Origin of the sequence: Bradyrhizobium sp. CCBAU 65884 (assembly GCF_028128835.1) — a bacterium.
Taxonomy (GTDB): domain Bacteria; phylum Pseudomonadota; class Alphaproteobacteria; order Rhizobiales; family Xanthobacteraceae; genus Bradyrhizobium; species Bradyrhizobium ottawaense.
The window spans coordinates 267,714-290,353 of sequence record NZ_LBJU01000134.1; the positions used below are offsets into that span (position 1 = coordinate 267,714).

Sequence of the window (22,640 nt, forward strand, 5' to 3'; positions counted from 1 at the left end):
GATCGTCTCCCGGTTGGATTGAACTTCGTTAGCTCGACGGCTCTATGCCGTCCTTGCGACCGGCCTCGTTTGCTCGAGGATGGACTCCTCGACGTCACGAAGCTGATCCTTGCCGAAGAACATCTCCTTGCCGACGAAGAAGGTTGGCGACCCGAACGCGCCTCGGCTGACGGCATCGTTGGTCAGATCAATCAGCCTCTTCTTGACGTCGTCCTGCTGGGCGCGAGCGATCAATCTGTCGATATCGAGCCCCGAAGCCATGAACGCGTTCCGGAAGATTTCGACGTCGTCCATCTTCTTCGGCTCCTCCCACATATGGTGATAGGCCGCGCGAAAATAGGACTCGAACACGCCCTCGAACTGGGCTGCCACGGCGCCCCGCATCAGCATCAGCGTGTTGACGGGAAAGAAGGGATTCTGGCGGAATTTCGTGACGTTGTGGCGGCGGATAAACCGCTGGGTCTCGAGCGCCTGATATTCCGGCTTGTTCTTGATCCCACGAAGCGAGTCGAACGGCGACATGTTGCCCGTCGCCTTGTAGATGCCGCCAAGCAAGACCGGAACATAATCGAATTTCGCACCGGTGCGCTGCTCGATGCCCGGAATCGCCACCTCGGCCAGATAAGCGTTCGGGCTGCCGAAATCGAATTGGAATTCAATCTTCAAGGTCATCTCGGCTCCTCCCGCGGAACATGTGCTTGCACTGGCGATCCGGTCGCCGGCCTGACTTTCCTCAAACATACAGTTCTAAAATAGAACTGTCAAATGCTCCCGCAATCTGCTGATTTGGTCTAGTCTGGAAGGGTATTGTTTGGAGTTTAGTACCTATCTAGAATGGCAAATCCGCGCCGGCCTCTGCAACGATTCGAGACGAGGTCCGTGCCGCGGCGGCGACTGGAGTGTGTGGATGAAGTGGAAGGAACTCGAGGAAGAGCCGTGCTCGATGGCCCGAACTATCGGCGTGATCGGCGATCGCTGGACTCTTCTTATCCTGCGCGAGTGTTTTCTGCGCACGCGCCGCTTCGAGGGATTTCAGTCGGCACTCGGAATCACGCGGCATTTGCTTGCCGAACGTCTGAAGAAGTTGGTTCGGCAGGGCATCCTGCGCCGCATTCCCTACCAGGAATCCCCCAAGCGGCACGAATATATCCTGACCCAGAAGGGGCTCGATCTGTATCCGATCATGATGGCAATCGTGCATTGGGGCGATGTTCACATGGTCGACGAGCGCGGCCGCCCCTTGCTGCACCAGCATCGCAAGTGCGGAAAAGATTTCGATCCGGTCATGGTGTGCTCCGAATGCGGCGAGCCGCTGTCGGCCAAGGAGGTTCATACTCATCCCGGGCCGGGTGCTCGCAGCGCGCCGGCGGCAGCGGCGCCGACGACCTCGAAAACAAAGGCACGCTCGCGGGCCGCCTGAGGCTCGCGCATCGAAGGCCTCCCGCGGCCGGAGGTGCCGCCAGATGCGATCTGGCGGCAAGGGAGTGAGTAACGACCGCACGGGACAGGCTCGCTCTCAGACCCGGATCACATCGGCGCCAGCTTCGTGGGTGTAGAGACGCTCAACCTGTTCGGATCGAACTTTCAGCACCGCGCGTTGGTTGACATAGGCCTTGTCGGTGATCTCTCCTGCCGCCATTGATGGCGGGTCTTTCAGCAGAACGAAGGAGCAGATCCGTTCGCTGCTTCCGACGGTCTCATTGTAGTCCCGAAAGCGACCCAGCAGGAACCCGACCACGGCGGGATCCGCGGTCAAATCCGCACCCGGAGTTTTCGAGATCCGTGCGGCCTCCGTGGGATTCAACCAGCAGAGCAGCGCGCACGCCTCACGATTTTCGCCCGCGACCACCATGTCGAGCAAGACACCGCGCGTTGCGGCCAGGATTGCCGCGCGCATATTGCCGATCGAGACCCAGGTCCCATTCGCAAGCTTGAAGTTCTCGGAAATTCGTCCGGTAAAGCGCAGCCCGAGCTCAGGCTTCTGCGGATCCAGAAACGAGACAGTATCGCCGATGCGATAGAAGCCTTCCTCGTCGAAGGCCATTTCCGTCAAATCCGGCCGCCCGAGATAACCCGGCGTGACGTTGGGTCCCTTGACCCTGACCTCGTAAGTATCCGAGACCGGAATGAGCTTGAGCCGCAGTCCCGGCGCGGGAAGACCGATCTCGCCGGGTCGATCTGTCGCCCAATGGGTCGTACTGATGGTCGGGGCGGTTTCGGTCGTACCGTAACCCGACATGACCGGAATTCGCCGGCCGGTCACCGAGAGTGTCAAGCGATAGAGCTTCTCCAGCGTGTCCTTTGAAATTGCAGCGCCGGCATAACTCATTCGGTCCATCCGCTTGAAGACACTGGCGCCCAGATCGAGATCCTTCTCGACCGCGTCACACAGCAGGTTATAGCCGGCAGGCACGTTGAACATGGCGGTCGGCGACACTTCCTTGAGATTGGCGACAGTCTTATGAAAGAGCTGCGGCAGCGGACGGCCGTCGTCGATATAGAGCGTCCCGCCGTTCTTGAGGATGCCGTGAAGAATGACGTTGCTGCCCATCGTGTGGTGCCAAGGCAGCCACTCCACCTGGACTGGCGCAGCCGGAGGAGACACGAGCTGGCTACCCATTTGCAGGGAGCTTGCCATCATGCGGTGGGTGTTGAGCACGCCTTTCGGAAAGCCTGTCGAACCCGACGTGAAGAGTATCTTGGCGACCGCGTCGCACGAGACCGCACGAGATGCCTCGGCAAATCCGTCGCACGCGGTTTTGGCTGTGAGGGTACGGAAGGGCACCGTGTCCGGCGCGCCATCGACACTGATCCAGGTCGCGGCCGCCAATTCCGGAATGGTACGGCCTGCGGAAAACTCACGTCCGCTTTGGACGAACACGAAGCTCGGGCGCAGCACTTCGGCGATGTCCTTGAGACGAGCAAGTCCACCGGGCATCAGCGTGTAGTTTGGCGATATCGAGGCCAGGATGACGCCGATAGACATCGCCGCAAACGAAACCACGGCGTTCTCGATCGAGTTTCCGGAGAGGATGGCCAGCCTGTCCGCTGGCTTTGCGCCCAGATCAAGCAGACTTTGGCCTACCGCCTGGACCTGAGACCATGCCTCGCTGTAGGTGATCTCGTCCCACCCACCCTTCGCATTGCGCTGCGCGAGGAATATCCGGTCCGGGGTGGTGCTTGCCCAGCTCGGCAGAAAGTCCGTGATACGCCAGTCACACGGCTTCCACTCGAGGGGTGAGCTCAATATGAGCGCGCCATCTGGTCGGCGCTCGATTGAAACCTCGCGCGGCGCAAACGTCAGTGCCTTCGTCGACATCGAATTGATCTCCTGAAGTACCGGAATGGCGATCGCAGCCGTTGCGCTCGTGTCGCGCAGGACGCCGGCGCCGGCACGTCGTCAATGCCGCTCGCCTCTCGCCTGTTACGTGCTCATTCGGACCTGGCGTCCAGCACTTCTCCGAAGGCTTCCCAAGTCGAGCCGGTCCATCGCTGCAGGCGCATCTGCGTCCAGATCATGTTCTCGGTTTCGCTGGTGTTGATCTTGATGCCCGGCAGTGCGGTCGGGACGACGAAGTCCCGGAGGTTCTTGGCCTGCGCCAGGATGTTCTTGCGGGACAGGTCATCGCCGCATTGCTTCAAGATCTGTTCCAGCAGGATGCCCTGCTGATAACCGGTGAGATAGCTGCCGTTGGTGATATCGACGCCGGGCAGATATTTGTCGATAAACGCCCGATAGGCCTGCATGCCGGGATCGTCTTTCCACTTCGGATCCACGACATCCTTGTTGATGGTGCCGACGATCACGCCAGTCGACTTGTCGAGGCCGGCCGGCGTGAGCGTGCCTCCAACCGAGCCGGACGGAAAGTTGATGATGACGGTCGCCTTCCAGCCGATCAAAGAGGCCTGCCGGATCGCCTGCGCAGCGAATTTCGGCGTGCCCGCGATCATCAGGGCATCCGCACCGGAGCTCTTCAGGTTGGTGATCTGCGAATCGACGGTCGGTTCAGTGACCTCATAGGACGCGGTGACGACCCTGCGATCGTAGTCCTTACCGAGAAACGCCTTGAAGGCGTTGACGTAGTCTTTTCCGAGGTCGTCATTCTGGTAGAGGATCGCATATTTGGCGTTCGGCAGAGCCTTCGTGAGGTATTTTGCGTAGATCTTTCCCTCGGTATCGTAGCTGACGAGACCTGTTGTGATCAGCGGGTAACTGGCGACGTCGGTGAACTTGGACGATCCGCTGACGATCGCGATGCTGGGCACCCCTTTCGACTTCAGGTATTTTGACGTTGCCGAAATGGCGGGAGTGCCGAGCTGGCCGAACATGAATGCAACTTCATCGCTCTCAACGAGCTTGCGAACCTGCTCCACCGCCTTGGGCGGGCTATAGGCATCGTCATAGGCGACGTAATTGATCTTGCGCCCGCTGATGCCGCCGCGATCATTCAGGGACTGAATGTAGGCGATCAGCCCCTTGCCCACGAGACCGATCGATGAAGCCGGTCCGCTGAACGGAAACACCCCGCCAATCTTGATTTCCGTCGCCGTAACCCCGGGCTCGTCGGCCGCGAATGCCGGGCTGCCCAACAGCACGAGCAGAACGGCAAGACTCTTCCATCTCGGCAACATCGGCATCCTCCCTGATGCGCACTCTTCGGGTGCGCCGTTCAATTCTTATGCGTCTCTACGACTCGCCAGGCGTCATGCCGTGCGAGATCGAGCGCGCTCGCCAAGCGTCGATGGCCAAGCGCGTCAACCGTTGCGGCTCTTGGATCGGCCGCCTCATTCCTCGAACCTACCGTTCTTTTTTTGAACTCGTCAAGCGCTTAGATGCATCACCCCTGACAAAGGACGAAGCGCTTGCGATTTTGCGAAGAGTTGTACGCATAATTCGACAGCGGCAGGGGTAGAGGCTGATACCGATTCCAGGCGCGGAGACGCCCCTTTCGGCCCCGGATATCGCGCGTCACAATACAAGACCTGTTCATTCTGTTATTGAACTTACGAGATGATCGGAGGTGAACCGTAAAATGGCACCGAGGGCTGCGCTGCAACACGCCCGGCCAGCAGGCCAGCGATCCGCTTAGATGCGCGGCGCTCGATTGAAGGGCTCAGGCCATAGACAAAGGAACGTCAAAGCGGGAGCACGCTTCACTGAGAGGGGAGAATTCCAGGGTCTTCAAGACGTTCCGGGCGCAGGCGACGCCGCCCGTGATCTCGCGACACGCACGCTACGGGTCCAAGTTCGTGGATGGCGCCAAGACGTTCAAGGTCGGACGGCAGCGACCCTGATTCCAAGATGGGGTCGCTCGCCAATCCGCGCTGCGCGGAGCGATTGTCAGACTACAAGGTGCCGGAAACAGTCTCACTGCGCATGACACCGCCACCACGCAATGCAAACGGCAAGGTTCTGAAAGCCGCGTTGCGCGAGAGCAAGACATGAAGGTCGCCACCTGGCACAACGGTACAATAAAGCTGTACCGGCCCTTTCCGCCCTACGGCCCCGCCTTCCCCTTTCGTGCGGCGATCTGCTGTAGCGCCCAGCGCGCGTTCTTGCGCACGTCAGGATCGGGATCGTTGGCGATCACCACGAGGTATGCCTCGCCTTCGGGGGCGGCGATCTCGCCGAGCGCGGCAGCCGCCTCCTTCCGCAAATTGGCCTGCTCATGGTTGATGCAGTTGCCGATCGGACGCAGGGCGCGCTCGACCTTCATCTTGCCGAGGCTGCGGATCGCCTTGAGCCGAACCTGCCAAAACCCGTCGGCAAGTGAGACGATAAGCTGATCGGCGGCGAGCGAGCCGTTGACGTTGAGCCCGAGCGTCTCGGCTGCCATCTCCCGGACCATCCAGTCCGCATCCTTGAGTGCGCGGGTGATCGTCTCGGCCGCTGGCTTCATCTGGGAGAAGGCGAGCGCGCTCACCGCGGCGCGGCGCACATGGGCGTCGGGATCATGGATCAGCGCGGTGAGCGCCGGGATCGACTCTTCGAGCTTCAGGAAACCGATGACGCCGATCGCCTGCACGCGGACGGCCGCGTCGCCATCCTGGAGCGCTTCCAGCGCAGGCTTCAGCGTGTCTTTGCGGCGCAACTCCTTGAGCGCGCGCAGCGCGCCCATGCGGACGAAGGCGTGGGCATGCTTGACCAGCGGCAGGATGATTTCGGCGCAAGCGGGGTCCTTGAATTCGGCCAAACTGTCGGCTGCGGCCGACGCCACGATCCGCTCGGGATCGACGAGCAGCTTGACCAGTGCATTCGCCGCTTCCCGCCCGTCGAACTCGCCGAGCGCCATCGCGACCTGCTGGCGCACGCCCGCGTCGGGATCTGACACCATGTTGGCGAGATGCGCGACCGCAACCGGATCGCCGGAATGGCCGAGCGCAATGATGGCGACGCGCCGCTCGGCCGGATCTGCGGCTTGCAACCGCTCGTCGGCGTCTTCGAGATCGTCATAGGATTCGAACGGACTCGACATGACTACCTCAAGAGATAGGGAATGTTCACGGTGACGGCGCCGGTCGGGCAATCGGCCTCGCAGGGCATGCAGTACCAGCACTCGTCATAGGCCATGTAGGCCTTGTTGGTCATGTCGCTGATGCGGAGCACGTCGAGCGGGCAGACGTCGACGCAGACGGTGCAGCCCTTGTCGGCGATGCATTTGGCGTCGTCGACGACCACCGGGACCGACGTCTGATAGGACGCGAGAGGCATCGTAGATCTCCTGTTGCTTGTCGTTCGATGGATCAGGCGGTCGCGCGGATGCGCTGCTTGTCGTAGAGGTCCTTCTCGTCGTCCGCGATCGGGACGACATAGGGTTCGACCGCGCGCTTCTCACTGGTCATCCTGCCGTTCTGTTTGCTCAGCAGGGTGTGGCAGAACCAGTTCTCGTTGTCCTTCTCCGGGAAATCCGTGCGCCAGTGATAGAGGCCCCAGCGGCTCTCCTCGCGATACAAAGAGGCATGTATCGCCATGTCGGCGCAGTCCATGATCGACTGCACTTCAAGGGCGCGGAGCAGCTCGTGTGCGTTACGTGCGATCATATGCTCCTGCATGTCTTGCCGCGCCTCGGCGAGGCGGCGCATGCCGAGCTCGTATTTGCGCGTGACCTTCGGCGGCTGGAGATAGTCGTTGACGAGGCGCCGCGTCTTGTACTCGACCTGGTTCGGCGGAATGCCGTCCTCGCGCCTGGTCGGCGCCATCACGCGGTCGCGCTCCCTGGCCACGTCGGCGGCATCGAACTCCGCGAAGTCGTGGCTGTCGGCGAACTCCATCGCGTCGATGCCGGCCACCGCGCCGTTGGTGAAGGCGCCGAGCATGTAATTATGCGGCACGCTCGCCATGTCGCCGGCGGCGTAGAGGCCGGGCACGGTGGTGCGCGCATTGTCGTCGACGAACACGCCGGAGGCGCTATGGCCGGAGCAAAAGCCTATCTCGGAGATGTGCATCTCGATCGAATCGTTGCGGTAATCGACCCCGCGTCCCTGCTGGAACAGGCCACGCGTCGGCCGCTCCACCTTGTGCAGCGTTGATTCGATTTCCGAGATCGTATCCGGGTGGAGATGCTTGAGCTGGAGGAACACCGGGCCCTTACCCGACAGCAGCTCGTTGTAGAATTCGAGCATCATCTGTCCGGACCAGTAGTCACATTCGATAAAGCGCGATCCCTCGTTGTTGGCGGTAAAGGCGCCGAAGGGACCGGCGACATAGGCGCAGGCGGGACCGTTGTAATCCTTGATCAGCGGATTGATCTGGTAGCATTCGAGGTTCGCAAGCGCGGCGCCGGCGTGATAGGCCATCGAATAGCCATCGCCGGAATTGGCAGCATTCTCGTAGGTTCCGAACATGTAGCCGGAGGTCGGCAGACCCAGGCGGCCGGCCGCGCCCATGCACAGGATGACGGCCTTGGCCTTGATCACCAGCATCTCTGCGGTACGCGTATTGACGCTGACCGCGCCAGCGATGCGCCCATCTGCCGACTTGAGCAGTCGCGTCGCCATGTAGCGATTGGAGATCAGGATTCGGGCGCGCCGGAGCTGGCGGTAGAGCGCCTTTTTCACTGTCTCGCCGTTCGGCATCGGCAGCACGTAGGTGCCGATATGATGCACCTTCTTGACGGCGTAGTCGCCGTTCTCGTTCTTCAGGAAGCGGATGCCGAAGCTGTCGAGCTCTTCGATGATGCCGTAGCAGTTCTGCGCGTACTTATAGACCGCCTTCTGGTCGACGATGCCGTCATTGGCGATGGTGATTTCCTTGGTGTACTGCTCCGGTGTCGCATAGCCGGGGATGACGGCATTATTCAAGCCGTCCATGCCCATCGAGATCGCGCCGGAGCGCTTGACGTTGGCCTTTTCGAGCAGGACGACATTGGCCTTCGGATTCTTCAGCTTCGCCTTCAGTGCAGCCATCGGGCCGGCTGTGCCGCCGCCGATGACCAGCACATCGCAGGAAACCTCCGAAAGTCCGTCGACGATCTGATCTAGTGCCATCGCTTGCTCCTGGTTCGCCGGCATTTCCGGCGCCTTTGCATCAGATTTGTTCAGAGGGCGTCGCGGCGATAGCAATTAGTTGTCGACGGGACGCGATTTGCGCCTCAGCGCTCGACGAACGCCTTTTCGATCACGAAATGCCCGGGCTGGCTGTGGTTTCCCTCGGCGAGGCCACGCGCGGAGAACATTGCGGGCAGTTCCTCCAGCATCGCCGGGCTGCCGCAGAGCATGATGCGGTCGGTCTCGATATCGAGGCTGCCCTGCCCGATATCGTCGAAGAGCTGGCCCGAGGCGATCAGATCGGTGATGCGGCCACGATTCCTGAACGGCTCTCGGGTGACGGTCGGATAGTAGACGAGCTTGTCGCGGATCAGCGGTCCGAAGAATTCGTGATTGCGGAGGCCTTCGACCACGTGCTCGCCATAGGCGAGCTCAGAGACTTGGCGGCAGCCATGGGCGAGCACGATCGTCTCGTAGTTCTCGTAGACGTCGGGGTCCTTGATCAGGCTGGCGAACGGCGCGAGCCCCGTGCCGGTCGAAAGCAGCAGGAGGCGCTTTCCCGGAATGAGGTTGCCGGTGATCAACGTCCCCGTCGCCTTGCGGCCGACCAGGATGATGTCGCCTTCGCTGATCTTCTGGAGGCGCGAGGTCAGCGGACCGTCCTGCACCTTGATCGAGAAGAACTCGAGCGCTTCCTCGTGATTGGCACTCGCCATGCTGTAGGCCCGCATCAAGGGCTTGCCCTCGACCTCCAGCCCGATCATGGCGAACTGGCCGTTCTGGAAGCGAAAGCCGGGATCGCGCGTCGCGGTGAAGCTGAACAGGGACTCGGTCCAGTGCCGGACCGACAGAACCGTCTCTTTCTGAAATGCGCTCATCTCGTCTCCGTGCCTCGATCGCGCACAAGGTTTCGGAGAGACGGGCATCCGGCAACGCGGAAGTGAAACTCCCGGTCGATTAGTTTCACATTTCGCGGGCGATGATCGGAGAGCGGCCGGCGTTGGCAACTAGTTGCTATTCGCACTCGTCTGCGACGCCGTAGAAGAGGGTCGGAGATACGTCATGACCATGACCTTGGTAGTACCGACCGTGGCCGACTACGAAGCGAGCGCCGATCTGGCGATGCTCCTCGTCCGCACCACGCTGGACGACGCGCTGAGCGTCCCTGCCGAAAAACTTCGCCTCTCCTGCAAATGCGCCCACTGCATCCGTGCCCGCTTCGACGGCCGTTTCCCCGAACACTTTCCCGGCATCGCCATCACCGAGATCGGCGATCTCGGCTATGGGCTGAACATCTCGTTCTCGGACGGACATAACAGGGGGATTTACCCGAAGACGTATTTGCTGAGCCTGGCGGGGCGCTGACCCGCATCCACACACGTCATTCCGGGGCGCCCGAAGGGCGAGCCCGGAATCCATAACCCCCGCTCGTGGCTATGGATTCCGGGCCTGCGCGCTTTGCGCGCATCCCGGAATGACGCAGGAAGTTTGCGCTTTCCCATCTGGCACGGACATTGCTCCTCTTTAGAACGATTTGAACGTTCCGGAGGCAGATGATGTTGCAGGCGGCGAATGCGGTGCGCGGGGCTGTTCCCCCGGCAGTCCGGCCTGCAGGCAGCTCCTCGCTGCTGCTCACCGAGAACCAGCAATGGATCGGCGGGCCCCCGCCGCTGATGGATAAGCTCTCCCCGCGCGAGCGGGAGCAGGTGCTGAAGCAAGGCCGCCGAAAAGTGCTCAACCGCGGCCAGACGCTGTTCAGCCAGGGGGGCAAGCATGACGGCATCTGGCTGATCGAGAGCGGCCGTATCCGGGTGTTCTACACCTCCCCACTTGGGCGCGAGATCACGCTGGCCTATTGGCATGTCGGCAATTTCGTCGGCGGGCCGGAAGTGTTCGAGGGCACCGTGCATCAATGGTCCGGTGTTGCGTCCAGCAATTGCAGCGTCGTGCACCTTCCCGGAAAGGAGCTGCGATCCCTTGCCGTCGAGATCCCGAACCTCGCGATCGGCCTGATCGAAGGCCTGACGTTCAAGGGCAAATGCTATTCGGCTCTCGCCCAGATGCTGGGAACGCGCTCGATCACGCAGCGCCTTTCGCATTTGCTGCTGCATCTCGTCGAGCTCTATGGTGTTGAGGACGCCGATGGCAGGGTGATCGCGGCCGCCTTTACCCATGCCGACATCGCGCACATGGTCGGTGCCACCAGGCAATGGGTCACGATCAGCCTGAAGCGGATGCAGGAGAAGGGAATCGTGCAAACCAGGCGGTCACAGATCGTGGTCTGCCGGACGGACGTGCTGGAGGAGATGCGCGGCCACGCATCCGATTGACCGAATTTGCGACCATCGCCCCTGCTCAGGCAAGCGGCTTTATAGTGCAGAACTGCTCAAGGAGTATGCAATCAGCTTTTCCCGGCAACTAATCGACTGCAGCGCTCATTCCGGATTTGCCCTGTCCGGGCCCTCACCCAATCATGGCAACCACAGCACATCCAACCGAATGAGGATGAGAATGGTCCGCCGTCTTTCCACGCTCTCGATCGCGACGTCGGTGACGTCGCTGGCCCTTCTGGTCGCGCAGCCGGCCTCGGCGGAAACCGTCACGCTTGGCATCGGAACGCAGGATACGACAACCAACACGGTGACCGCCGGTGTCGTCATCCGCCAATTGCACCTGCTCGAAAAATATCTGCCGAAGGACGGCAAATACAGCAACATCAAGTTCGAGCTGGAGTGGCAGAACTTCACCTCCGGCCCCCCCGTCACCAACGCGATGATGGCGAACAAGCTGCAGATCGGCATGATGGGCGACTATCCGCTGATCGTGAACGGCTTCACCTTCGAAAGTAACCCCGAAAGCAAGAGCCGCCTGATCGGTATCGCCGCCTACAGCCTGTCCGGCTCCGGCAACGGCATCGTCGTTCACAAGGACTCGCCCTATTACGATCTCGCTGATCTCAAGGGCAAGCTCGTCAGTGTACCGTTCGGCTCCGCCGCCCATGGCATGGTGCTCAAGGCGATGCAGGACCGTGGCTACACGTCCGACTTCTTCCAGCTCGTCAGCCAGAGCCCGGAGGTCGGCTCGACCAATCTCCAGGAAAAGAAGATCGACGCGCATGCCGACTTCGTTCCCTTCGCCGAGCTGCTGCCGTTCCGCGGCTTCGCGCGGAAGATCTTTGACGGCGTCGAGACCAACGTACCGACCTTCCACGGCATCGTGGTCCGCACCGATTTCGCCGATAAATACCCGGAGGTCGTCACCGCCTATCTGAAGGCGGTCATTGCCGCCAATCAGTGGCTGCGCGACGATCCCAAGCTGGCCGCGGAGAAGATCCAGGAATGGACCGGCATCAGCAAGGAAGTGGTGTACATCTTCCTGGGGCCCAGCGGCAACATGACCACCGATCCCACGGTCAAGCCGGCATTGATCGACGCCGCCACCGCCGACGTCAAGGTTCTGCAAAATCTCGGCCGGATGAAGGAATTCGATCCGAAAAAATGGGTCGACGATGGCCATATCCGCAAAGCCTATGCCGAGATGAAGCTCGATTACGACGCGCAGCTCGCGAGCACCAAGAATTACGAGATCGCCGGCGAAGACACCTTCTGCAAGAAGCCGATCACCGATCCGCGCAAGGCCGGTGAGGTCTGGGTGGATGATGCCGGCATCATGCCGTTTGCGTCCGCGGCGTGCACCCTGGGGGCCTATGCCGACTTCAAGGCCAAGGGCAAGAAGATCAACGTCGCCTACGTCTTCGACACCACGCGCGGCATCAAGCTGTTCGCCGACCAGGCCTTCTTCGCCGTCGGCGATGGCGACGTCGCGCCGTTCCTGCTGAAGAAGGACGCCGAAGCCTATGCCGCCAGGAACGGCGGCAAGGTGCTGGGCTTCGACGACGCGGTGAAGGCGGCGGTCGGCGGAGGCAAGACGTGAGTAGTCCCGCCATCCTCAGACATCCCGAGGACAGCATGCCGGCAACAGCCATTGCAGAGACGGGCGTGGAGCCCGTCGCCACCCCGCCCTCCTTCGGAACGCTCGCGCTGCGCTGGTATCGACTGAACCGCGGCGGCCTGCGCGCGATCGCGATCGGCATCACCTCGCTGCTGGCATTCCTGCTGGTCTGGCACCTGCTCACGACCTATCGCGTCGTGTTCTTCGTGCGATTCACCAATGTGCCCTCGCCGCTCGCGGTCTATGCCAGTTTCACCAAGGCGATCCACGATCCCAAATTCCTGATGCACATCGTCTTGAGCTGCCGGCGCATCCTCGTCGGCTTCTCCCTTGCAGCCATCGTCGGGGTGCCGCTCGGTCTCGTGATGGGCCGCTTCAAGCTCGTCCATGAGATCATCTTCCCGGTCGCCGAAGTGCTGCGACCGATCCCGGCAATCGCCTGGGTGCCGATGGCGATCATGCTGTGGCCGACCAACGAGCAGAGCATCGTCTACATCACCTTCCTCGGCTCGTTCTTCCCGATCCTGGTGAATACACTTCACGGCATGACGCTGGTCGATCCCGTGCTGGTGCGCGCAGCACAGTGCCTCGGCGCGCGGGAGCGCTCGATCTTCCGGGAGGTGTATTTTCCGGCATCGCTGCCGCACATCTTCACCGGCCTCACGGTCGGCATGGGCGTAGCATGGGTCTCGCTGATCGCGGCCGAGATGATCTCCGGCCAGTACGGCATCGGCTACTTCACCTGGGAGGCCTATTCGCTGGTCCAGTACTCCGACATCGCGCTCGGCATGATCGCAATCGGCGTTCTCGGCCTGGGATCGAGCCTGCTGATCCGGGGCGCCGGACAATTGGTGATGCCGTGGAGAGCAAAATGAGCGAGATCCCCGCCAAGGCACCGCAAGGCCATATCGACGTCAGGAGCTTCTCCCTCAGCTATGACAGCATCGAGGGACCGGTCCAGGCGGTCACCGATACGCAGATCCATGTGAAGCCGGGCGAGTTCGTCTCGATCGTCGGGCCCTCCGGCTGCGGAAAATCGACGCTGCTCAATGCGGTCGCGGGCTTCCTCAAGCCGACCACCGGTATTGTCACCGTCGACGGCGAGCGTGTGAGCGGACCCAGTGCCGAGCGCGGCATGGTGTTCCAGCAATATTCGCTGTTCCCCTGGAAGACGGTGCGGGAGAACGTCGAGTTCGGGCTGAAGATGCGCGGCATGCCTCGCTCGCAGCGTGAGCGCGCCGCCCGGACGCTGCTCGGGCTGGCGGGCCTGGAGGCCTTCGAGAAGCACTATCCGGAAAAGCTCTCCGGCGGCATGAAGCAGCGCGTCGGCATCGTCCGCGCGCTCGCCACGGGGCCGAAAGTGCTGCTACTGGACGAGCCCTTCGGTGCACTCGACGCCCAGACCCGCGTCATCATGCAGCAGATCCTCACCAACATGTGGCAACGGCTGAAGATCTCGGTGCTGTTCGTCACCCACGACATCGACGAGGCGATCTTCCTGTCCGACCGGGTCTACTGCATGACCGCGCGCCCCGGCTCGATCAAGGCGGAGATCCCAATTCCGCTGGAACGGCCGCGACAGCAATCCATGATGATGTCCTCGGAATTTTTGGCGCTGCGCCGCGGGCTGATGTCCCTTATCCGCGAGGAGAGCCTGAAGGCGATGGGCGGCGAGATCAACGACCTCGGCATGCGCGGATTGAACATCGAGCTGCATGGCCAATCTTTGGCCGAGGTACTTTAGGCGAAGCCCCCCGCACCGATCTAGATGCTGCGATAGCGCTCGATAGCTGAAAGATCCGGCACTGTTCCGAGCCCCGGGTCGTCACTCAGCTGAACCGTGCCTTCGCGCACGTCGACCAGGGAGCCGCAAAACAAATCGCGCAACGGATTGTCGTTGGCGTCGACCTCCAGCCAGCCATCCCCTCCGATGCCGGCAAGCAGATGAGCCGAGGCAAGCAGTCCAACGCCGCCGCCGAGATAGTGCGGGCAAAACGTCTTGCGCGCGTCGAGGATGTCACGCGCCAGTCCGACACAGACCGTGAGCCCGCCCCACTTCGCGATGTCCGGCTGAACCACGCCGAGCACGTCCTCGGTCAACACCTGCCTGAAGCCTTCGGCGCTCGAGATGTTCTCGCCGGCCGCAATCGGCATGTCCGCGCCTGCCCGCAGTCTTAGCCATTCTTCGCGTGGCCGATCGGCGCGGATAGGCTCTTCCAGCCAACGCAGATCGAACCCGCCAAGCCGCTCCAGCATCTGAAGCGCCTGTTCGACCGACCAGCCCTGATTGGCATCCGCCGCTAGCATGCCCGCGCCGACGATCTGGCGCAGAGCCGCGAGGTTGGCGAGGTCGATGTCGGCGCCGAATCCGACCTTCAACTTCAACGCGCGATGACCTCGCTCGAGTGCGGCTTCGGCCGTCTGCGTGGCTCCGCCGGGATTGATGCCGCTGGCATAGACCTTGATCGTACTGCCGTGCCCCCCGAGCAGCCGCCAGAGCGGCAAGCGCCGACGGCGCGCCGAGAGGTCCCATAGCGCGAGATCGATGCCCGCGATCGCCTGCGCAAACGGACCGGGTTCGCCGCATTGCAGCGCCAGCACTTCGGTGCCCCTCGTCAGGCTCTCGAAGGCTTGAGCCGGACCGTCGAATTTGCGCCCGACGAGACCGGGCGCGAGCACCTCGTTCAAGAGTCGCGCACGATGCTCCGCACCGGGCGCGGGAAAATTCGACCAGGCCTCGCCCCATCCCTCGACGCCATCTTCATCGACGGCGCGAATGAAGACGGCGGGGCGGTTGAGCATGCGGCCGAACGACGTCACCACCGGCGTCGCCAACGGATAGCGATAGCAGAGCGCTTCGATCGAGCGGATGGTGAAGCTGTCAGACGTCATGTTGCAGATCCTGCGATCGAGATCAGACCACGCGGAACGGCCATCAGCTCAATACGCGCGCGCGAAGTCCCCTTCCCGCTTGATATCAGTGAATACGGGAAAGCGCGCCCTCCACGGCGTTCCCTTGGCCTTTGTCAACTCGTTGAGCCGTTCGAGCACACCAAGGCCATCCTTGCGCAGGCTGGCGGAAACCGCCGCGCGGTCCGGGAAATGCTTCAAGACGGCATCGAGCCAGATCGTGCGGCCCGCCAAAAACCCGCCCGCGCCCGCGGCATAGGCAAAGTCGAGTACTCGTTCGAATTTCTCCGGCGCAGCACCGCCGGAGAGCAGCACCCAGGGGATGCTGCGCGCGCGGCAGATGTCGCCGATCGCATCGAACTCCGTCTGCGCGGCTTTCGCCTCGGCGCCGCCATCCCGGGCAGGCAGATTGTTGGCCGCCAGCGGGCTCTCCAGCTTCAGAAGGTCGACGCCATATTCCGGCTTGGCGAACTCGCGCACGCTCTCGATGACCAGACCTGGAAGTTTTTCGGGCGACTCCACGTAGTCAGCGGTGTGATTGGCGCTGCCGAGGAACGGATAGACCAACAGCTCCAGGACGTAGGGAATGTCGTGACGGGCGCAATCCTGCCCGATCTCGCGAACGAACCGCTTCTGATGCTCGTTGACCGCAGCATCGGCGTCCGGCCGGTACCACGCCAGCACCTTGACGGCGTCGCCGCCCATGGCGCGGATCTTCTCAACGCTCCAATCGGTGATCGCCCGCGACTTGCGTCCGCCCGATGTCTCATCCACCCGGTGCTCTTCAAGGGTCATGATGAGACCGCAACGCGGCGGCAGAAGATCGATGGCCGCGGGCACCGCGAAATTCGGATCGAACAGCATCGAGCTGCAATGTGGCGCGAGGTTCTCGACGAGCAGACGCTTTGCTGCCGTCACGTCGGAATACTCGACCTGGTCCCGCGTAATCCCCTTTGCTTTCGCAATAGCGTCAAACAGCGGCGGCCGCTGATCCAGCGCGACCATGCGAAAATGACCGTCCGCGTCGGCCAGACGCGCCAGGCCGCGGTTCTTTCCAATCGTTCTCATGGCTTCGTCCTCATGAATGCAAGACACTCGTTGATGGTGGGGATTCCGTTGCGTCCGCCTGCGTGGCGGCATTTCATTGCGGCCGCCGCGGCGGAAAACGCCATCGCGTCGCGCACGTCGAGGCCGGCACCGACCGCGAGGGCATAGGCGCCATGGAAGACGTCGCCGGCGCCCGTGGTGTCGACCACATCGACCGCGAAGGCCGCCTGCCGGTGCAGGCGGCCGTTCTCGTACCAGCTCACACCCTCGCCACCGCGCGTCACGGCGATGATGCGACACCCGAAGCGGGCGAGCGCGGCGAGGGTTTCATCCTTGGCCGAGCCGCCAAAAGCCGTGAGCGCGGGCTCGGAGAAGATTGCGTGGTCAGTCAGGGGCAACAGCCGCTCGAACACCTCGGCATCGGCCATGTCGCCGTCGAGCACCGTCGGGATCCCGCGCGCGCGGGCTTCGCGGAACAACGTTGCCGCCCCCTCGACCCAGCGCGGATCTGCCAGCACCGAGGATGCGCGGGCAACCGTCTCCAACGGCAGCCAGTCGGCTGCTTCCGGATAGAGACCGCGGAAATTGACGATCTGCCGTTCGCCCGAGCTGTCGACGATGATCCCGGAGACCGACGAGCGGCCATCGGGAAACAGCCGGAAATTCTCGACATCGATGCCCTCGGCGCCGAAGGCGGACCGCATCTCCTGGCCGGCGGCATCATTGCCTGCCCGGCCCCAGAACGCGACCGCCGCGCCGAGCCTTGCAACCGTAACCGCGGCGTTGGCGGCCATGCCGCCGCCGAGGGTCCCGTAGCCGGCGGCCTTGATCTTCTCGCTTCTGCCTGCAAAGAGCCGGTCGACGCGCCAGATCTGGTCGAGCGCCGACAGCCCGAGGCAAATCACCTGCACGCGATCCGCCTTGGACACGAGCTCTGCCAGCGCCGACGGATTTCCAATGTTCGCCGGCGGGTTCACCGCAAGACCCGCCCGTCTGCGGCGTCGAACAGATGCGTCCGGCCGGGTTGCGGGCGGAGGCTGAGGCGATCACCGACCTTCGGTCGTAGCGACGGATCGACCCGCGCGATGGATGCCGCGCCGGCGAGATCGAAATGGATCAGCGTGTCCGAGCCGAGCGGCTCAACGAGCTTGACGTTCACTGCAATGCCGTCGGCGGCATCGGTGGCAACGGCAAAATGTTCGGGACGAATGCCAAGCACAGCGCTGCCGGCCCGCCGCAGCCCGTTTGCCGTCTCCTCGCCCAGCGGCACCACCGTTCCGCCTTGCGAAAGGATCGCACGCTCCTGTCGCCATTCGACCGGAAAGAAATTCATGGCTGGCGAGCCGATGAAGCCGGCCACGAACTGGTTGGCCGGCCGCTCGTAGACCGCCTCAGGCGTGTCGTATTGCTGGATCGTGCCGCTCTGAAGCACCACGATGCGGTCGGCCATGGTCATGGCCTCGATCTGGTCATGCGTCACGAAGACCATGGTGGTCTTGAGCTCCTGCGACAGCGCCTTGATCTCGGCGCGCACCTGCCCGCGCAGCTTGGCGTCGAGATTCGAGAGCGGCTCATCGAACAGGAAGGCTTTTGGATTGCGCACGATCGCACGCCCCATGGCGACGCGCTGGCGCTGGCCGCCGGAGAGCTCCTTCGGCTTGCGGTCGAGATACGGCTCGATGTGCAGCAGCGACGCCGCGCGCTTCACCCGCGCGTCGATCTCCGCCTTCGGCGTTCCCCGCAGCTCCAGCGCAAAGGACATGTTGTCGTAAACCCGCATGTGCGGATAGAGCGCGTAATCCTGGAACACCATCGCGATGTCGCGCTGCGCCGCCTGCACGCCGTTGACGCGCGTATCGCCGATGTAGAGGTCGCCGGAGGAAATCGGCTCGAGGCCTGCGATGATCCGGAGCAAAGTCGACTTTCCGCAACCGGACGGGCCGACGAAAACCACGAATTCGTGGTCCGCAATCTCCAGGTTGAGATCGGGGATCACAGTGAAATTGCCGTAGCGTTTGGTAAGGTTGCGGATCGAGATCGAGGCCATATCGCTTAGTCCAGCGCCAGTACAGGCTTGATCAACTCGCCCTTGGCGAAGCGGGCGAAATTCTCGGGCAAAGCGGACAGGCCGAACTCGCCGTCGACGAGAACGCGGTATTCGTCCTTGTACCTGCGCAGTAGTTCGATGTTCGGCTCGAAATCCGAAACCGGGAAGTAGAAGGTCCGGATCATGTAGAAATCCTTGCGGCGGAACACCTTGCCTTCCTCGATGGTCCAGGGCGCGACGTTCTCGCCGACCAGCACCAGCGCCCCGCGCGGCAGGACGAGCTCGATACCGAGGTTGCGCGCCGCGTGCGCGCCGGAGCATTCCATGATGAGGGCGAACCGTTTCGACGTGTCGCCGACCGGATGCGGTTTCACGCCGAACGATCGGGCGATATTCAAGCGTGCAGCGTTCGGATCGGCCACGTGGATGTCGTCATAGCCGAGACTACGGAGCGCCAGCACGACGCCGAGACCGATAGGCCCCGCTCCCATCACGAGGACCGCACCTGCCTCGTCCGGCTGTACTACGCGACTGACGAACCGCACGGCGTGGCCGGAGGTGCCGATAGTGTCGAGCAAGAGCGGCGCGAGGCTGTCCTCGATATCGTCGGGCACCGGCAGCAGGCAATTCTCCGGCACCGGCACGTATTCGGCGTAGCCGCCCGGCCTGTTCCAGCCGATCAGGCTCGAGACCTCCAGGCACATCTGGGTGTCGCCGCGCTTGCAGGCCGCACAGTGGTCACAGTGCAACGGGATATAGACGGCGCAGCGGCGGCCATGCAGGCGATGGCCGGGCTGCTCGACGACGCCAAAAATCTCGTGGCCGGCGGTGAACTCGGCGCCTTTGTGCCAGAGCTTGAAGTCCGAGCCGCACAGCGCGGTGCGCGAGACCCGCACCAGCACCTCGCCTGCCCCAACGTCGGGCATCCGTACCGGCTCGATGGTGATGCGTTCGTGACCATGGAACACCGCAGCCTGCATGATCGCGTTCGGACGTGGCGTTACGTTCATCAGATACCTAACCTTTCACCGCGCCGAGCGTCAGCCCGGACACCAGCCAACGCTGAACCAGAGCTGCCAGTACCAGCGGCGGCAATGCGATCAGCGTCGCCGCGGCCATCAGGGCGCCCCATTGCGTCGAGCCTTCGCCGATGAAATTGAATGCAGCCGCGATCAGCGTCTTGGTGTCGCCATTGGAAAGCACCAGCGCAAACAGGAAGTAGTTCCACGAGAATACGAAGGCCAGTATGGCCGAGACGGCGATGCCGGACGCCACCAGCGGCAGCGCGATGCGCCAGAGGATGCGGGTGACGCTGCATCCATCGACCTGCGCCGCCTCGAACACGCTGCGCGGGATGCCGTCAAACGACGGCAGCAAGACCCAGATCACGATCGGAAGCGTGATCACCGCGTGGCTGAGGATCAGCGCCGTGTACGACCCGATCATGCCGACCTGCCGGAACATGACATACCACGGCAGCAGGAACAGCGTTCCCGGTGCCATGCGCGCCGCGAGCGTCAGGATCGCCGGCCACGAAATACGCGTCCAGGAGACGGCGAACGCGGCCGGAATTCCGAACAGGAGCCCAAGCGCGGTCGAGCCGACGGTGACGATCAGGCTGTTGAGGGCATAGCTCAGGAACGGCGTCGTCTTGGTCAGCTCGACATAATTGTCCAGCGTCGGCGTGAAGATCAGTGTCGGCGGATAGGCCGTCACCTCGAAGGACGGCTTGAAGGAGGCCAGCACCATCCAGACCGTTGGCGTCATGATGATAACGCCGGCCAGCACGAGCTGCACCAGGTTGAGCCAGCGTATCCAGCGGTCGGTGTTGACTGCGTCGGTCATGAGATCACCACGCCACCGCGCCGCGCAGGCGGTTGAAGGCGAGCACGGCGCCGAACACGATCGCGGTCAGCGTCAGCATCAACGCGCTGGCGTAGCCGATGTTGAAGAATTCGAAGCCGACCCGGAAGCCGTAGATATTGAGCGTATTCGAGGCGTTGCCGGGCCCGCCCTGGGTCGTGATGTAGATGATGTCGAAGAAGCGCAGGAGATCGACGCTGCGCAGGATGGCTGCAGTGACGATGGTCGGCAGCAGCAGCGGCAGCGTGATGCGCTGGAAGGTCTTGAACGCAGATGCGCCATCGATCTGCGCGGCCTCGTAGACGCTCGGCGGCAGAGATTGCAGGCCGCCGAGCACGATCAGGGCGACGTACGGCGTCCACTGCCAGCTATCGATCAGCGCGACCGTCGGAATGACCCATGTCGGCGAGGCCAGCCAGTCCGACGGCGGCAGGCCGAACGATTGCAGGATGTAGTTGGCCGCGCCCAGCGACGGATCGAGGATCACAAGCCACATCATGCCGGCGACCACCGGCGGCATCATGAACGGCGAGATGAACAGCGATCGCACGATCCCAGGAAGGCGCTTGGCATGAAACAGCACCAACGCAAGCCAGACGCCGAAGACGAGTTGCAGCACCAGCGAGAGCACGAACAGCGCAATGGTGATCCACAACCCATGCCAGAACTCGACGTCGGACATCAGCTTCGTGTAATTGGCAAGGTCGGCAAAGGACTGCTTGCCGGTCGAAGAGAAGGTCTGGAAGCCGAGCCAGATCGTATAGACGACCGGAAATGCGATCATCGCGACCGTGAAGATCACGGCCGGCGCCGAGAGCGCCGCCATTTCCAGCTTCTGCCGGTCCTGCGTGAGTGTCGCAGCCGTGTCAGACATGTATTCCTGTCCTCGATCGAGTTAGGTGCCGGCCGGCGCGAAACCAGCCGGCACCGGGCGGTCAGTTCAGCGCGATCAGCGCGTCCAGCGCCTTGTCGGCGTCCGCGCAAGCCTGATCGACGGTCTTTTGCTTCAGGATCAAATCCTGCACCGCCTGACCAATGAACTCGCGCGATTGGGGATTGGCGACGATGGGATAGCCGACTTCGGACGAGCCCTTGGTGGCGAGCACGTCGAGTGCGGCCTGCCATTCCTTGCGCACTGGCTCCTCGTCGATCCACTTGCGATATTCGGGGTCCTTGGCGACGGACGGACGCGGCGGGGCAATACCCTGTAGGGCCATCTTCTTCTGCACCTCGGGGCTCGTTGCCCACTGCACGAAGTACCAGGCCGCATCAGGCTGCTTGCTGTGTGAGGACACCGCCATGCCCCAGCCGATCGTGGTCGGCACCTGGCCGGCCTCGCCGGCCGGGAACGGCAACAGGCCGGTGTCCTTCAGGCGCGCGCCGCCTTCCATCACCGTGCGCAGTTCATTGGAGGATTCGAACGCCATCGCCGCGCGGCCGCCGCGATACAGCGCCGAAATCTGCTGGAAGCTGTAGTTGACGACGCCGGGCGGTCCGAAGTCACGCAGCAGCCGGCTATAGGTGTCGAGCGCCTCCTTGCCCTTGGTCGAGCACAGGCTCGACTTGCCGCTCGCGATATACGCGCCGCCGATATTGTGCAGCATGTTGCTGAAGGTGTAGGCGATCGCAGGCTTGAGGCCACGCGAGACGAACGGCGTCACCGTGCTGTCGCAAGTCTTGATCTTCTCGGCGGCAGCCTCGACGTCCTTGATGGTCTTCGGCGCCTCGAGGCCGCACTTCTTGAAGATATCGGTGCGGTAATAGAAAATCGGGCCCTCGATGTTCATCGGCATGCTGGTCAGCTTGCCGCCGAACGTCGCGGCCTTCAGCAGGGCCTGGCTCAACCCCGCCGGATCGTAGTCCTTGGCGACCTCGTTCTTGGCCATCGCGGTGAGATCGCCGTACCAGCCGGCAGCGGCGAACTGCTCGCCTTCGCGCGAGGGCAGCGTCATGAACACATCGACCTCGTCGCTGTTCGCATTCATGACGGTGACCAGACGCTGGCGCATCTGCTGTTCCTGATAGCCGTCGACCTTCAGGGTCATGCCGGTCAGCTTCTCGAAATCGGCCTTATAGGTGAGCAGCGCCTGCGAAACCGGATTGTTGTTGGCGAGAAAGGTGACGGTCTTGCCCTTGAACTTCATCCAGTCGAATTCGGCCGCGCGCGCCTGCGCGCTCACGGCGGCAATCGCAAGAACGGGCAACGCGACGCTCGTCGCGAGCATCCTGGCCTTCATCGAACTCTCCTCCCGCTGGCCGCTTTATGCTGTCGGCGCTTTCTGAAAACGGTTACATCCTAAGCGCCATCTCACCTCTGTCAAGCGATAGACAATCT

The 22,640-nt window shown here is 62.6% G+C and carries 21 protein-coding genes; 6 read left to right on the forward strand and 15 right to left on the reverse strand.

The window, feature by feature from the left end:
* Positions 1 to 42: 42 nt before the first annotated feature.
* Complete coding sequence (locus XI03_RS39220) at positions 43 to 672, reverse strand: 2-hydroxychromene-2-carboxylate isomerase (RefSeq protein ID WP_038970434.1); 630 nt, start codon at positions 670 to 672, stop codon at positions 43 to 45.
* 235 nt (positions 673 to 907) lie between these two features.
* Here XI03_RS39220 and XI03_RS39225 point away from each other — a divergent pair, with 235 nt between their 5' ends.
* Positions 908 to 1,420, forward strand: coding sequence for a winged helix-turn-helix transcriptional regulator (locus XI03_RS39225; RefSeq protein ID WP_271595113.1), 513 nt, complete (start codon positions 908 to 910; stop codon positions 1,418 to 1,420).
* A 96-nt stretch (positions 1,421 to 1,516) separates the two neighbouring features.
* On the opposite strand, the gene XI03_RS39230 is transcribed toward XI03_RS39225, so the two are convergent.
* The 6 genes from XI03_RS39230 to XI03_RS39255 all read right to left on the reverse strand — a co-directional run bounded on the left by XI03_RS39230 (position 1,517) and on the right by XI03_RS39255 (position 9,365).
* Positions 1,517 to 3,319, reverse strand: a complete 1,803-nt coding sequence (locus XI03_RS39230; RefSeq protein ID WP_271595114.1) for an AMP-binding protein — start codon at positions 3,317 to 3,319, stop codon at positions 1,517 to 1,519.
* Between the two features lie 113 nt (positions 3,320 to 3,432).
* Positions 3,433 to 4,632: an ABC transporter substrate-binding protein gene (locus tag XI03_RS39235; RefSeq protein WP_038948946.1), complete on the reverse strand. Its 1,200-nt coding sequence runs from the start codon at positions 4,630 to 4,632 to the stop codon at positions 3,433 to 3,435.
* An 866-nt stretch (positions 4,633 to 5,498) separates the two neighbouring features.
* Complete coding sequence (locus XI03_RS39240) at positions 5,499 to 6,476, reverse strand: HEAT repeat domain-containing protein (protein ID WP_271595115.1); 978 nt, start codon at positions 6,474 to 6,476, stop codon at positions 5,499 to 5,501.
* Between the two features lie 2 nt (positions 6,477 to 6,478).
* On the reverse strand, positions 6,479 to 6,712 hold the full coding sequence (locus XI03_RS39245; protein WP_007593252.1) for a 4Fe-4S dicluster domain-containing protein: 234 nt from the start codon (positions 6,710 to 6,712) through the stop codon (positions 6,479 to 6,481).
* A 32-nt stretch (positions 6,713 to 6,744) separates the two neighbouring features.
* Positions 6,745 to 8,487: a fumarate reductase/succinate dehydrogenase flavoprotein subunit gene (locus XI03_RS39250; RefSeq protein ID WP_271595116.1), complete on the reverse strand. Its 1,743-nt coding sequence runs from the start codon at positions 8,485 to 8,487 to the stop codon at positions 6,745 to 6,747.
* A 104-nt stretch (positions 8,488 to 8,591) separates the two neighbouring features.
* Positions 8,592 to 9,365, reverse strand: a complete 774-nt coding sequence (locus XI03_RS39255; RefSeq protein ID WP_271595117.1) for a ferredoxin--NADP reductase — start codon at positions 9,363 to 9,365, stop codon at positions 8,592 to 8,594.
* Between the two features lie 190 nt (positions 9,366 to 9,555).
* On the opposite strand from XI03_RS39255, the gene XI03_RS39260 reads away from it, so the two are divergent.
* The 5 genes from XI03_RS39260 to XI03_RS39280 all read left to right on the forward strand — a co-directional run bounded on the left by XI03_RS39260 (position 9,556) and on the right by XI03_RS39280 (position 14,182).
* A complete protein-coding gene (locus XI03_RS39260; RefSeq protein ID WP_028143601.1) occupies positions 9,556 to 9,852 on the forward strand; it encodes a gamma-butyrobetaine hydroxylase-like domain-containing protein in 297 nt (98 codons plus the stop codon).
* Positions 9,853 to 10,040: 188 nt separating this feature from the next.
* Entirely contained in the window at positions 10,041 to 10,817 is a 777-nt protein-coding gene (locus XI03_RS39265; RefSeq protein ID WP_095426564.1) for a Crp/Fnr family transcriptional regulator, read from the forward strand.
* A gap of 181 nt (positions 10,818 to 10,998) precedes the next feature.
* Positions 10,999 to 12,420 carry an ABC transporter substrate-binding protein gene (locus XI03_RS39270; RefSeq protein ID WP_271595118.1) on the forward strand — a complete coding sequence of 474 codons (1,422 nt, stop codon included), beginning with the start codon at positions 10,999 to 11,001 and terminating at the stop codon, positions 12,418 to 12,420.
* Positions 12,417 to 13,313: an ABC transporter permease gene (locus XI03_RS39275; protein WP_271595119.1), complete on the forward strand. Its 897-nt coding sequence runs from the start codon at positions 12,417 to 12,419 to the stop codon at positions 13,311 to 13,313. The genes XI03_RS39270 and XI03_RS39275 overlap by 4 nt, the downstream gene beginning before the upstream one ends.
* On the forward strand, positions 13,310 to 14,182 hold the full coding sequence (locus XI03_RS39280; protein WP_271595120.1) for an ABC transporter ATP-binding protein: 873 nt from the start codon (positions 13,310 to 13,312) through the stop codon (positions 14,180 to 14,182). The genes XI03_RS39275 and XI03_RS39280 overlap by 4 nt, the downstream gene beginning before the upstream one ends.
* Positions 14,183 to 14,202: 20 nt before the next feature.
* On the opposite strand, the gene XI03_RS39285 is transcribed toward XI03_RS39280, so the two are convergent.
* The 8 genes from XI03_RS39285 to XI03_RS39320 all read right to left on the reverse strand — a co-directional run bounded on the left by XI03_RS39285 (position 14,203) and on the right by XI03_RS39320 (position 22,542).
* Positions 14,203 to 15,330, reverse strand: a complete 1,128-nt coding sequence (locus tag XI03_RS39285) for a mandelate racemase/muconate lactonizing enzyme family protein (protein WP_271595121.1) — start codon at positions 15,328 to 15,330, stop codon at positions 14,203 to 14,205.
* A gap of 48 nt (positions 15,331 to 15,378) precedes the next feature.
* Positions 15,379 to 16,488, reverse strand: a complete 1,110-nt coding sequence (locus XI03_RS39290) for a tagatose 1,6-diphosphate aldolase (protein ID WP_271595122.1) — start codon at positions 16,486 to 16,488, stop codon at positions 15,379 to 15,381.
* The gene (locus XI03_RS39295) at positions 16,413 to 17,324 is read right to left on the reverse strand and encodes a sugar kinase (RefSeq protein ID WP_244611280.1); all 912 of its coding nucleotides are present in this window, start codon (positions 17,322 to 17,324) and stop codon (positions 16,413 to 16,415) included. Before XI03_RS39295 ends, XI03_RS39290 begins: the two co-directional genes overlap by 76 nt.
* Before the next feature lie 44 nt (positions 17,325 to 17,368).
* On the reverse strand, positions 17,369 to 18,442 hold the full coding sequence (locus tag XI03_RS39300) for an ABC transporter ATP-binding protein (protein WP_028143593.1): 1,074 nt from the start codon (positions 18,440 to 18,442) through the stop codon (positions 17,369 to 17,371).
* Between the two features lie 5 nt (positions 18,443 to 18,447).
* Positions 18,448 to 19,452 carry a zinc-dependent alcohol dehydrogenase family protein gene (locus tag XI03_RS39305; RefSeq protein WP_271595123.1) on the reverse strand — a complete coding sequence of 335 codons (1,005 nt, stop codon included), beginning with the start codon at positions 19,450 to 19,452 and terminating at the stop codon, positions 18,448 to 18,450.
* A gap of 7 nt (positions 19,453 to 19,459) precedes the next feature.
* Positions 19,460 to 20,287, reverse strand: a complete 828-nt coding sequence (locus tag XI03_RS39310) for a carbohydrate ABC transporter permease (RefSeq protein WP_028143591.1) — start codon at positions 20,285 to 20,287, stop codon at positions 19,460 to 19,462.
* A 4-nt stretch (positions 20,288 to 20,291) separates the two neighbouring features.
* Complete coding sequence (locus tag XI03_RS39315; protein WP_271595124.1) at positions 20,292 to 21,179, reverse strand: carbohydrate ABC transporter permease; 888 nt, start codon at positions 21,177 to 21,179, stop codon at positions 20,292 to 20,294.
* A gap of 61 nt (positions 21,180 to 21,240) precedes the next feature.
* The gene (locus XI03_RS39320) at positions 21,241 to 22,542 is read right to left on the reverse strand and encodes an ABC transporter substrate-binding protein (RefSeq protein ID WP_271595125.1); all 1,302 of its coding nucleotides are present in this window, start codon (positions 22,540 to 22,542) and stop codon (positions 21,241 to 21,243) included.
* Between the last annotated feature and the right edge of the window lie 98 nt (positions 22,543 to 22,640).